The sequence below is a fragment of the Burkholderia sp. 4M9327F10 genome (assembly GCF_005503145.1).
Taxonomy (GTDB): Bacteria; Pseudomonadota; Gammaproteobacteria; order Burkholderiales; family Burkholderiaceae; genus Paraburkholderia.
The window spans coordinates 21,273-33,672 of the sequence record NZ_SCNV01000063.1 but is presented as its reverse complement, the minus strand read 5'-3'; the positions used below and the strand labels follow the sequence as shown (position 1 = coordinate 33,672).

Here is a 12,400-nt window from a genome sequence, read left to right as displayed (position 1 = left end):
GCGTGAAGCGGGCCGCTTCGAGCGCCGCTTCACGCCTCGCGCGGGGACTGACCGCCCGCGCTCAGCTTCCTGCCTGGTTCCCCACTCAGTTCTCCAGCAACTGTCCGAGGCGCACCACCGTGACCCCAGGTCTCAGTTGCCGCAACGACGGCATGACCAGCACGCAATTATCATAAGGCGTGGTCACCGGTTCACCCTCGTTCCAGCCGATTACAGTGCCCGCTTTGGCAAAGGTCTCCAGACCGGTATAGGCATCGGCAAAGCGGAAATCCATGCTCCTCGCCACCACCGGCTGCGTGACGCGGATCACGCGCATCGTATCCGGCTTCGGCGCAAACCAGTCAGCGGGCAAGTCGGTTTCATCGAGCGCACCCGTCAGCACCAGAAAGCGCGCGGTGCAGTCCTTCGCGACCACGACGGCCGACGCCTCCCAATGCTGGCCGCACTCCACCAGCAGCGCATTGCGCGGACTTTGCGGATCGCCAAAATCCGCATAGTCGCGCATGCGCCGTCCTTCGGGATGCCCTTCGTCGCTGATCACCGTGGCGGGGGTGCCCAGCGCACGAGCCAGCTTGATGCCTTTGTCGAGCGGCCCTGAAACGATCAGCGGGGCGCTGCGTTCATGCATCGAATGCAGGTCGAGCAGCGCATCCACGGTATCGATCACCGGACGCATGGCTCTTGCGCGACGCAGCTCGCTTGAATCCGCACTTGCATCATGGAGTTTGGCTGCGGTCCATACGCGGTTGAAATCCTGATCGACGAAGCGTGATTTGTCCGGCTCGGATGCATCGAAGCTCAAATAAGCTTCGACGTTTGCGAACGCGAGCGTGAGCTTGCCGCGACGCGGCCGCACGCCAAGATCAAGCAGCGCCTTGACGGCGATCGCGCCGCACACCTCATTGCCGTGGGTAAGCGCGTTGATCATCACGTGTGGGCCTGGCGTGCCGCTGTCGAACGTGTGGACGTACGGAATGCCGGTGTTGCCTGCCGCGTAGCCGCTCAGATCGGGAAACTCGACATCGACCGGATAAGCGTGGTTGTGCTGCGGGGATTGGGTTGTCATGAGAGCGTCCATTCGCAGTCGATAAAAACAGGTGTTTTGCAGGGTTCAGGCAAGACTACCCTGGCAAAGGTATTTGATGTGCTGGTAATCGTCGAGCCCATAGCGCGAGCCTTCACGCCCGTAGCCCGATTCCTTGACGCCACCGAACGGCGCAGCCTCGCTCGCGACGGCGCCCTCATTGATGCCGATCACGCCGCTTTCGAGCCGTCCGGCGACACGCCAGATACGGCGCACATCGCTCGAGTAGAAGTATGCCGCGAGTCCGAAAGGCGTGTCGTTCGCTTCGCGCAGCACGTCGGCGTCGCTGTCGAAGCGGAACAGGGGAGCGACCGGACCGAAGGTCTCTTCACTGAACAGCATCATCTCGCGATTGGCGTCACCGAGCACGGTAGGCGCGTAGTAGTGCGGGCCGTCCAGCCCATCGCCTTGCAGCCGGTGCCCACCGGTCAGCGCCACCGCGCCATGAGCCAGGGCGTCTTGCACGTGGCGCTCGATCTTGTCGACTGCGCGAGCGTTGATCATGGGGCCGATCTGCGAGTCCTCGCGCGTAGCCGGCCCTACCCGCAGGGCCGCCACGCGGTCCACCAGCTTGCGGGCGAAAGCGTCGTATATGCTGCTTTGCACGTAGATCCGGTTCGGGCACACGCAGGTCTGGCCGCCGTTGCGAAACTTCGAGGCCATCAGGCCGTCGACCGCGGCGTCGAGATCGGCGTCGTCGAAAACAATAAACGGAGCGTTGCCGCCCAGCTCCAGCGAAAGCTTCTTGAGCGTATCCGCCGATTCGCGCGCCAGGTGCTTGCCGACCGGCGTCGAGCCCGTGAAGGTGATCTTGCGCACCCGCGGATCGGCAAGCCAGTTCGCGACGGTGGTGGGCGTGTGCTTGCGTGAGGCGGTGACGACGTTCAGCACGCCCGCCGGCAACCCGGCTTCCTGCGCGAGACGCGCGAGGGCGAGCGCCGTGAGCGGCGTGTCTTCCGCCGGCTTGGCGACGACGGTACAGCCTGCCGCGAGAGCAGGAGCGATCTTGCGGGCAATCATCGCCAGCGGGAAATTCCACGGTGTAACGGCGGCGACTACGCCGACCGGTTCCTTCACCGCCATCATCCGTTTGCCGGGCATCAAGGCCGGGATCATGTCGCCGTAGCTGCGCACGGCTTCTTCCGCAAACCATTCCACATACGACGCACCATAGGCCACTTCGCCGCGTGCTTCGGCGAGCGGTTTGCCCTGTTCGCGCGAGATGATGCGGGCCAGGTCTTCGCCGTTGGCGACGATCGCTGCGTGCCAGCGCTTGAGAAACTGCGCACGTTCGCGGGCAGTGCGCTCGCGCCACGTGTCGAAGGCAGCGTATGCGGCATCGGTAGCGGCTTTGGCGTCGGCCTCGGCGCTATCGGGCACGCTGGTGAATTCGGCGCCGCTGGCTGGATCGCTGACCGGGTAGCGCGCGCCGTCGGCGGCATCGCACCACTCGCCGTTGATGAAGTTGTGTGAACGGGAGAGCTCGGGGCGCTGAAGGGTGAGTGGCATGGCAACCGCCGTGAGTGAGAGTTAAGGATAGCGAAACAATATGTCTTCGCGGCGGACCTCGATGCGATGACACTCGCCGTGCGTCAGTCAATTAGTCGGACAGCGGAAACAGGCTCTCGATCGGATAATGGTTCTTGACGAACGGCGACTTGATGACGACATAGCTGAAGTACTTTTCAATGCCGATATTGCGTTCCAGAAGATTTTCCATCACGGTCTGGTAATGCACGACGCTGCGCGTGACGAACTTGAGCAGATAGTCGTAGCCGCCGCTCACGAGATGGCATTCGGCGATTTCATCCACCGTGCGGATGCTGGCCTCGAACTTGGCGAAGTCTTCGCGCCGATGATCCTGCAAGGTGACCTCGGTGAACACGAGCTGGACGTCGCCGAGCTTGTTGAGCTGCAGATGCGCGCCGTAGCCCGCGATATACCCGGCCTTCTCGAGCCGCTTGACCCGGATCAGGCAGGGGCTCGGCGACAGGCCGACCGCATCCGCCAGGTCGACGTTGGTTATGCGGCCCTTCTTTTGGAGCTGGGACAGGATGCGCAAGTCGATGCGGTCCAGCTTCATTGAACTAGCGTTGGTTGACACGGAGGCAATGCCCTATGGAAGCGCGGTGACGGAACTATCGTAGCACGCCCGGTCACGAAAAAATTTCACGGCAAACCCTTATGCAGCAAGCCTTTCGGCGGATACGAGGCCGCGCGGGACGCTCGCGCGGCCGAGGCCCGAGCCCATGCCTGAGCTAACGCCCGCGCACGGACTCAGGCAACGCTGGCGCGCACGTCGGGCGCTTCCAGCACGGTATCGAGTGTCTTGCGCAGGCGCTCGAACAGTACGTCGAACTCTTCGCGCTGATAGCACAGCGCGGGCGCGAAGCCGAGGATGTTGTCGTTGAAGGCGCGGAAGATCAGCCCGTTGCGATAGGCGGTGGTGGCGATACGCTCGCTCAGGTTCAGCGCCGGGTCGAAGCGGCGTTTGGTGGCTTTGTCGGCGACCAGTTCGAGCGCACCGAGCAGGCCGCGGTTGCGGGCGTCGCCCACCAGCGGGTGGTCGAGCAGATCGCGCAGGCCGGCTTCGAAGCGCGGCGCCTGAGCCACGCCGTTGGCGAGCAGGCCGCCCTCGTGATAGAGCCGCAGGACTTCGAGACCGATGGCCGCGCTGACCGGATGCGCCGAGTAGGTCTGACCGTGACCGACAACCGAGCCGGTCCCCGCGCCGTCGGCAATGCCGTTATAGACCTCGTCGGACATCAGCACGGCGCCCATTGGCGCATAGCCGGCCGTGAGTCCCTTGGCGACGGTCATCAGGTCCGGTTCGACGTCTTCGGCGGCACAGGCGAACAGCGGACCGGTACGGCCGAAGCCGGTGATGACTTCATCGGCGACGAACAGGATGTCGAGTTCGCGGCAGGCATCGCGCATCGCCTTGAGCCAGCCTTTGGGCGGCACGATCACGCCGCCGGAACCCTGTACCGGCTCGCAGAAGAAGGCGGCCACACGTTCGGCGCCGAGTGCTTCGACCTTCGCGCGCAACGCCGCAACCGAGGTGTCGATGAGCGCTTGCGGATCGTCACCTGCCTCGCTGCGATACAGATACGGCGACGGGATGTGATGCTGGTTCGAGAGCGGCACATCGAAGTTCTGATGAAACGAGCTGAGCGCAGTGAGTCCCGCACCCACCGACGACGAGCCGTGATAGCCGCGCTCCAATGCAATGAACTGCTTCTTCTGCGGCCGGCCGGTGGCGTTGTAGAAGTTCGTGATGTAGCGGATCGCCGCATCCACGGCATCCGAGCCGCCCAGTGTGAAATACACGTGACGCAGCGAGCCAGGCGCCAGTTCGACCAGTTGTTCCGCGAGACGGATGGCCGGTTCGCAGCCGAAGTGGAAATAACCGGTGGCGTAGGGCAGGCGGCTCATCTGCTCGGTCGCCACGCGCACGATGCTGTCGCGGCCGTAGCCGGTATTCACGCACCACAGGCCCGAGAAGGCATCGAGCAGTTCCTTGCCTTCGCTGTCGCGCAGCCAGGCGCCGCGTCCCGATTCGAGAATGGTGACGCCGCGCTGCTCATGGGCGCGCAGGCTGGCAACCGGGTGGATCAGATGTTTGCGGTCGGATTCGATCAGTGAGGACGTGGACATGGTCTGGAGTGCGTGAGTTGTGCGCGCAGCAAGGCACGAGTGCCGGAAAGGTGCGCGCAACGCGTGCCGCGGGCGCGAACCGCATGCAAACCATGGTAGCGGGACAGAAACAACGAAGACGTTGGGATTCGGCGCTGCTGGAAGGCGGGAATTGTGTTTTTGCGGGCGGCGCAGCATTTTGTGCTGCGGCGGAAACTTCAATATCCGCGCGCGCGATCCACGAGTCCCACCAGCGGCTCGCCTTCGCGATGACGGCGCAGATTGTCGAGCACGACTTCGACCGCGCTGTCCGGCTGGGTCATGCTGGCAACGTGCGGCGTCAGCATGACGCGCGGGTGCCGCCACAACGGATGGTCCGCCGGGAGCGGTTCGGGGTCCGCCACATCGAGCACCGCGGCGCTCAGTTGCCCGCTATCGAGCGCTTCAAGCAGATCGTCCTGTTGCAGATGGCCGCCGCGCCCCGTGTTGATTAACGCGGCTCCGCGCGGCAACTGGGCGAACAGATCGCGGTTCAGAATATGACGCGTCGCGCCGGTAAGCGGCAGCAGGCACACCAGAATGTCGGTGCGGGCCAGGAATTGCGGCAGTGCCTCGGCGCCCGCGAAGCATTCGATGCCATCGAGCGTGCGTGGCGAACGGCTCCAGCCCGCACACTGAAAACCGAAACTGGCAAGCTGCGTCAGCACGGCCTGGCCGAGTACGCCGAGACCCAGCACACCAACCCGCCGCTCGCTTGCGACGCGAGTGCGCAGCGCCTGCCAGCGGCCCTCGCGTTGCTGCGCGGCGTAGGTCAGCCAGTCGCGGTGCAGTGCGAGCGTGGCGAGCGTCACGTATTCGACCATGCCCGCCACGATGCCCGGTTCGATCATTCGGACTACCGGCAGATCGGCGGGAATGGCGGAGAGATCGAACTGATCGATGCCTGCGCCCACCGAAAACACCACTTCCAGATTCGGGAAGGCCGTAGCGAGATCGCGCGGCGCTTCCCAGACGGCGAGGTAGCGAACTGCGCTGGCTTCGTCACCGGAACTGCCGTCCGGCCAGATGCGGAAGGGAATCTGCGGCGCTTTCTCGGCAAACAGACGTGCCCATTGCGCGCCGCGCACGGGGTCGGCCTTGTAGAGGAAGGTCATCTCGTGGGGTCCGTTAGGGTGGGTTGCGGTTTGCCGGGATCGGACTGGTTGAAAGCCGCCGGCGTTTAGCCCAGCGCCTGGTTGGTAATGGCGAATATCCGTGCCGTGCCTTCCGGCTGTGGTGCAGCGCCTCGCACCATGGTGACGACGGCGTCCACCTGCTGCAGTCCGAGTCCGTCGAGCCAGTCGGACAGACCAGAGCCGCCGTCGACGTCGATACGGACGAATTTGCCTTCGTTCGAACCGACCAGGTGGCTGATCAGCGCCTGGGCGCCCTCGACATGCGGCGCCACCAGCGGTCCGATCACATGACCGCGGCCGAAGCGGCGCAGCAGCGCGAAGCCGACCGGTTCGCCGTCGCGATCGAGTACGACGCCCTCGGCGACGTTCAGCAAGGCGGCGAGCACGGCCGCGCGGTCATAACCGGCCGCCCGGTTCAACAGGGCGGCGAGGCGGTCGGGGTCGCGGGCGCCGAGCGGGCGAATCCGCTCGCCGGGCGCCAGTTGTACGGCCGGTGGATGCGCGCCGCCCGTGCCCTGGTGCTGGTGGATGCTGCCGATTGCCTTGAAACCGAACTTTTCGTAGAGCGGCTGGCCGGCTCGCGTGGCGTTCAGGAAGGTGGTGCGCTCACCGAGCGCGTCCATGGTCCGGGTCATCAGATCGCGGCCAATGCCGCGGCCCTGCTGCTCGGGGGCGACGATCACCATGCCGAGCGAGGCGTGATCCGCGCCGAATTTCCAGTGCAACGCCGTGCCGAGGAGTCCGCTTGGGTCCTCGGCGCCGACGCCCGCGCCCAGATTCAGCGCGAATTCCCAGTCTTCGCGGCGATGCGGCCATTTGACCGCTACCGACAGTTCGTGTGCGGCGGGCAGATCGCCGGCTGTCAACGGACGAAACCGGACGGAGGCTTCAGCAGGCGGTTGGGTCACTTTCCACTCCTCTTCAGTATGCCTGGGTAATGTCGCATCTGTCGTTCGTGGCGGCTAGGACGATCTTATTGCGCGAGGCGTTCGGCGGAATGCCGCCGCCCAGGTCTCAGATGGCCTTGCTGACGCTTTTACACATTTCAACATTTACAGGTATCTGGGCTGTTAGGGTTGCCCGTGCAGTGGCAATTGTCCGTTCACACAAACCTGATCTACCCGTCCCTGGAGCCACATTCAGGGCATATGGCACAGTGACCGTACGGTGATGAAATACGTCCCGCGGATTGTTCTGATCTGCTTCAATGTCGTGATAAGCCTGGCTTGCGGCTGGTACCTCGCAAGGGCTATCTATAACTGGTTCGAAGAGGTGCCGCCGTTCATCGAATATCCGGTACTCAGCGCCATAACAATGACAGGGAGCAACGCGCTCAATAATCCTGTCGACCTCGAAGTACTTGGAATGACGGCTATTTTGGCTGCATCTGTCCTTTTCGCTGGCTGTGTTGTCCTCCTTTGCAACATTGCGGCGTTCCGGTATATCGCGAAGCGACACCGCACAGCCCCATAGTTCGGAATTTCCACCCGTAGCGGTCAAGGCATTCCCGTTGCACGAGCCACACCGCATGCTCCACTGCCCACCCCCTCCATAACGCGCACTTCTGGCGGTCGCGCCCGCCCATCATGGCAGCAAATGCTGCGGCATCGCCCGTACCATGATTCGCATCTCGTCTGCGAACTGGAATGGACCCAATGGATAGCTTCGATCCCGCTCTGATCGCCGTGCGCAGCGCGCACTTTATCGGTGGCCGCTATGTGGACGGTGCCGCCGCACTCGATGTGACGCGCCCCTCGGACGGCGCCGTCTACGCGGAGTTGCCCGTGGCCGATGCCGAACTCGTGGATCGTGCGGTCGAGAACGCGTGGCATGCCTTCAAGACCAGCGACTGGGCCCGCCGTGCGCCGCGCGAACGCGCGCGTACGCTGCGTCGCTGGGCTGAGCTGATCGAAGCAGACGTGGCGACGCTGGCGTGTCTGGAGTCGCTCGGCTCGACCCGGCCGATCCGCGACGCCGCCGCGTGGGACGTGCCGTTCACAGCCGAAGGCATTCGCTTCTACTCCGAGTTCGCCGACAAGATCGGCGGCGAGGTCGCAGCAACCCGTCCGGACCATCTCGGCATGATCGTCGCCGAGCCTTATGGTGTGATCGGCGCCATCGCGCCGTGGAATTTCCCGCTGGTAATGGCGTCGTGGAAAATCGCGCCGGCGCTCGCGGCCGGCAACGCGGTGGTACTGAAGCCCTCGGAGATGACACCGTTTTCGGCTTTGCGGCTCGCCGAACTCGCCATCGAAGCCGGCATGCCGCCGGGCATCTTCAACGTCGTGCAGGGCGATGGGCGCGTCACGGGAGACGCGCTGGTGCGCCATTCGAGGATCGCCAAGGTGACCTTCACCGGCTCGAGCCAGACCGGCGCGGCCATCATGGCGGCCTGCGCGCAAACGGGCACCAAGCCCGTCACGCTCGAACTCGGCGGCAAGAGCCCGCAAGTGGTGTTCGCGGATGCGCCGGATCTCGACCTGGTGGCGCGCCGCATCGCCGGCGCGATTGCCGGCAATGCCGGGCAGGTCTGCGTGGCGGGATCGCGGCTGATCGTCGAACACTCGGCGGCGCCGCGCCTGATCGACGGCATCGGCGCGGCGTTCGCCGCATTGCGCCCTGGCCACACGTGGGCCGCCGGCACGACGCTGCCGCCGATCATCTCGGTGAAGCAGGCGCAACGTATCGAAGCCATTGTCGAGCGCAGCGTCGAGCAGGGCGCGAAGATTGCCACAGGCGGCATGCGGCTGCCGGTCGCCGGCGAGGGCGCTTTCTATGCGCCCACCATCCTGACTAACGTGAACGCTGCTTCTGAGGCGGTGCGCGAAGAGGTGTTCGGCCCTGTGCTGACAGTGCAGACCTTCGACGACGAAGACGAGGCGCTTGCACTGGCCGGCCACGAAAAGTACGGGCTTGCCGCGGGCGTGCACACTGCGGATCTGAGCCGTGCCTTGCGAGCGATGCGTAGTATCGAAGCGGGCACGGTGTGGATCAACCGCTATGGTCGGACCGCCGATTTCGTCATCCCGACCGGTGGCTACAAGCAGTCGGGACTGGGCAAGGATCTGGGACGCCAGGCGTTCGAGGCCAATCTGCGTTTCAAGAGCGTGCTGATCGATCTGAATCAGGGCGCCTGAATCCACACAGGAAGCAAGCCAAAGCGCAAACACCTCGGTCAAACTTCAAACCTCAGACATAAAACCAGCCGCACACAGCACGATCTGCTGCTGAACGCGGTGTTTTCAGCTTCACAAGACGGCCGCGTCGATCTCCGACGCGGCCGTTGCCGTTTTCACGGCACTTTGCACCAACCCGTCACGCAACCCGCTGAGCCTTGATTGGCCTTGCTGCGAGCGCCTGTATCAGGGCATACCCGCACCACCGGCGCGCATCCCCGGCACCCCCGAAGTGCCGCCGCATAGTGTGCTGCGCGGGCGGCGCAAAACGGCGGATTGTGTGTTCAGCGGCGTTCATAACACGACAACCCGCATTTTTTGCGGTGGTGTAATTCATTTCAGCAGCCGTCGCTGCGCACGCAATGACGGCTTTATCGCTGACTATTGCCGACTACAGGACATAGACATGACCCGCTTCAGGCCCAAATACATCACCTTCGATTGCTACGGCACGCTGACCCGTTTCCGTATGGGCGACATGGCTCGCGAAATCTTCGCCGACCGCGTTGGCGCCGAGCAGATGGAACAGTTCGTGCGTGACTTCGCCGCGTACCGCCTCGACGAAGTGCTCGGCGCATGGAAGCCGTATCAGGACGTCGTGAAGAATGCCGTGCGCCGCACGCTCAAGCGCTGGAACCTCACGTACGACGACGCCGAAGCGCAGCGCTTCTACGACGCCGTGCCGACCTGGGGTCCGCACCCTGATGTGCCGGAAGGTCTCGCCAAGGTCGCAAAGGAAATCCCGCTGGTGATTCTGTCGAACGCATCGAACGATCAGATCCAGAGCAATGTCGACAAGCTCGGCGCACCGTTCCATGCGGTGTACACGGCGCAGATGGCGCAGGCCTACAAGCCGCGTCTGCACGCGTTCGAATACATGCTGGACAACCTCGGCTGCGGCCCGGAAGACATCCTGCATGTGTCGTCGAGCCTGCGCTATGACCTGATGTCGGCCAACGATCTCGGTGTGAAGAACAAGGTGTTTGTCTCGCGTGGTCATGAACCGTCGACACCGTTCTACAACTACACCGAGATCAAGGACATCGGCGGTCTTGCCGGCGTCGTCGGTCTTTAAGCTCTGGATTGACGCCCTCAACTCAAGCCCCGATAAGTCCCGATGCGTGAAGGAACCCGATGAAGCTCGATTCGTACTGGCTCGACACCGCTCCGCCGTTTCTCGACGGGCAGCAAGGCCCGCTCGAGGGCGGTGCCGAAGTGGTGGTGATCGGCGGCGGCTTCACTGGCCTGTCCGCCGCGCTCGAGCTGGGCAGGCGCGGCATTCCGGTGACGGTGCTGGAAGCCGGCCGCATTGCCGGTGAGGCGTCGGGCCGCAACGGCGGCCAGTGCAACACCGGTCTTGCGCACGATTACGCGGCGCTGGCCGAGCGCATCGGTGCGGATAAGGCGCGCGACTTCTATCGTGCGTATGAGAACGCGGTGGCGACCGTGGCGTCGATCGTCAGCGAAGAAAAGATCGACTGCGACTTTTTTCGCGGCGGCAAGATCAAGCTCGCAGCGAAACCCCAGCACTTCGACAAGCTCGCGAGGACCTACGACTCGCTGGTGCGTAATGTCGATCCCGAGGTCGAACTGATTCCGCCCGAACGGATTCGCGAAGAGGTCGGTTCGGACGGTTTTTACGGCGGCCTCGTGCAGCGCAATGGTGCGCAGATGCATATGGGCAAGTTCGGCGTCGGCCTCGCGACTGCTGCAGTCAGACACGGTGCGCGCATTTTCGAGCACACGCCGGTGACGGGGCTGAAGCGTCTGGACGGCGAGCGTTATGAGGTTAGCACGGAGTTCGGCACGATCAGGGCGGGGCGCGTGCTGGTTGCGACCGGCGCATCGCAGATCGGCCCGTTGCAATGGTTCCGGCGCCGCATCGCCCCGGTGGGCAGCTTTATCGTCGTGACCGAGCCGTTGACTACAGCGCAACTCGACGAGCTTGTGCCGAAGCGGCGCGCCTATGTGACGACGCGCAACATCGGCAACTATTTTCGGGCCACCGCGGATAACCGTCTGCTGTTCGGCGGCCGTGCGCGTTTCGCGATGTCGAACCCGCGCTCCGACGAAAAGAGCGGCCGGATTCTGCGTGCCGGCCTTGCCAGCTACTTTCCGCAACTGGCCGACGTGCGGCTCGACTATTGCTGGGGCGGCCTTGTCGACATGACCGCGGACCGGCTGCCGCGCGCCGGTCAGCATGAGGGCCTGTATTACTCAATGGGCTATAGCGGCCATGGTGTGCAGATGTCGGTGCACATGGGGCGCATGATGGCCGACGTGATGTTCGGCGCCGCCGCCCGCAACCCGTGGCGCACGCTCGAATGGCCCGCGATTCCCGGCCATTTCGGTCATGCGTGGTTCCTGCCGCTGGTCGGCGCCTATTACCGTTTGCAGGACATTCTGCATTGAACCGGTTGCATTGAACCGGTGCAGAAGGAGCAGTACCCGTTGTTTGCCGTTGCGGTGCGAGGCGCCGCGATGGTTTTCACCACCACACTCCAAGGATGACCATGTTGCGTTTCACCCGTGAGCTTCGCCCCGCAGCACGCCTGCAAGCCGTTCAACGCCTGGCTCTCCAGGCCGGCGTCGCCTTCTCCGTGATGCTCGGTGCAAGCCTGAGCCATGCTGCCGACGCGCCGACGCTCACCGCCGGTTCACCGCCGTCGAGCGCGCCGACCACCTTTATGGACGTGAAGACGCAGAAGATCGAAGGCCTGATGCCCGATGTGGTGGATGCCATCGGCAAGCGCGAAGGCTTCAACGTGTCGTTCGACGCGGTGCCGTTCTCGGCGCTGATCCAGTCGGCAGTGTCGGGCAAGATCGACATCATCGTGGCCGGCATGACGCCAACACCGAAGCGCGCCGAAGTGGTCGACTTCTCGCAGCCGGTCACCGCATTCGGCGAAGGCATCATCGTCAAGGATTCGAACAAGACGGATTACAAGTCGGTGCAGGACCTGAAGGGCACCGTCGTGGGCGCGCCGACCGGCACCGACTACGGCGACCAGCTGGTCAAGCTCGGCATCTTCAAGGAAGTGAAGATGTACGACAGCCCCGCCGACATGACGCGCGACGTGGTGCTGGGCCGCATTACCGCGGGCTTTAGCGACTATCCGATCCTGAAGGCGCAGGAAGCCTCGGGCGGTTTGCGCGGTGCACGCGTGGTGGACGATTACGTGCCGATGCAGAAGTTCGACATTGCGATTGCGGTGAAGAAGGGCAACGCCGCTCTGCTCGCCAAGATCAACGATGCGCTGACGAAGATGAAGGCCGACGGCTCGCTGAACGCGATCCTCAAAAAGTGGAATCTCGCGAGTTGATCACGA

General features: G+C 63.9%; 10 protein-coding genes. 4 read left to right on the top strand and 6 right to left on the bottom strand.

Going from position 1 to position 12,400, the window contains the following annotated elements; translation table 11 throughout:
- Nucleotides 1–85: 85 nt before the first annotated feature.
- The 6 genes from FFS45_RS34780 to FFS45_RS34755 form a co-directional block, all read right to left on the bottom strand.
- Nucleotides 86–1,066, bottom strand: a complete 981-nt coding sequence (locus FFS45_RS34780; protein WP_137959167.1) for a M14 family metallopeptidase — start codon at nucleotides 1,064–1,066, stop codon at nucleotides 86–88.
- 45 nt (nucleotides 1,067–1,111) lie between these two features.
- Nucleotides 1,112–2,593, bottom strand: a complete 1,482-nt coding sequence (locus FFS45_RS34775; protein WP_137959166.1) for an NAD-dependent succinate-semialdehyde dehydrogenase — start codon at nucleotides 2,591–2,593, stop codon at nucleotides 1,112–1,114.
- Between the two features lie 91 nt (nucleotides 2,594–2,684).
- Nucleotides 2,685–3,167, bottom strand: a complete 483-nt coding sequence (locus FFS45_RS34770) for a winged helix-turn-helix transcriptional regulator (protein WP_137959165.1) — start codon at nucleotides 3,165–3,167, stop codon at nucleotides 2,685–2,687.
- A gap of 194 nt (nucleotides 3,168–3,361) precedes the next feature.
- Entirely contained in the window at nucleotides 3,362–4,741 is a 1,380-nt protein-coding gene (locus FFS45_RS34765; RefSeq protein WP_137959164.1) for an aspartate aminotransferase family protein, read from the bottom strand.
- 197 nt (nucleotides 4,742–4,938) lie between these two features.
- A complete protein-coding gene (locus FFS45_RS34760; protein WP_137959163.1) occupies nucleotides 4,939–5,874 on the bottom strand; it encodes a glyoxylate/hydroxypyruvate reductase A in 936 nt (311 codons plus the stop codon).
- A 65-nt stretch (nucleotides 5,875–5,939) separates the two neighbouring features.
- The gene (locus FFS45_RS34755) at nucleotides 5,940–6,803 is read right to left on the bottom strand and encodes a GNAT family N-acetyltransferase (protein WP_249363039.1); all 864 of its coding nucleotides are present in this window, start codon (nucleotides 6,801–6,803) and stop codon (nucleotides 5,940–5,942) included.
- A 747-nt stretch (nucleotides 6,804–7,550) separates the two neighbouring features.
- Here FFS45_RS34755 and FFS45_RS34750 point away from each other — a divergent pair.
- The 4 genes from FFS45_RS34750 (at nucleotide 7,551) to FFS45_RS34735 (ending at nucleotide 12,394) form a co-directional block, all read left to right on the top strand.
- Entirely contained in the window at nucleotides 7,551–9,032 is a 1,482-nt protein-coding gene (locus tag FFS45_RS34750; protein WP_137959162.1) for an aldehyde dehydrogenase family protein, read from the top strand.
- Nucleotides 9,033–9,477: 445 nt separating this feature from the next.
- Complete coding sequence (locus FFS45_RS34745; protein WP_137959161.1) at nucleotides 9,478–10,146, top strand: haloacid dehalogenase type II; 669 nt, start codon at nucleotides 9,478–9,480, stop codon at nucleotides 10,144–10,146.
- A gap of 59 nt (nucleotides 10,147–10,205) precedes the next feature.
- Nucleotides 10,206–11,483, top strand: a complete 1,278-nt coding sequence (locus tag FFS45_RS34740) for an FAD-binding oxidoreductase (protein ID WP_137959160.1) — start codon at nucleotides 10,206–10,208, stop codon at nucleotides 11,481–11,483.
- Nucleotides 11,484–11,584: 101 nt separating this feature from the next.
- Nucleotides 11,585–12,394, top strand: a complete 810-nt coding sequence (locus FFS45_RS34735; protein WP_137959159.1) for an ABC transporter substrate-binding protein — start codon at nucleotides 11,585–11,587, stop codon at nucleotides 12,392–12,394.
- The last annotated feature ends 6 nt before the right edge of the window (nucleotides 12,395–12,400 follow it).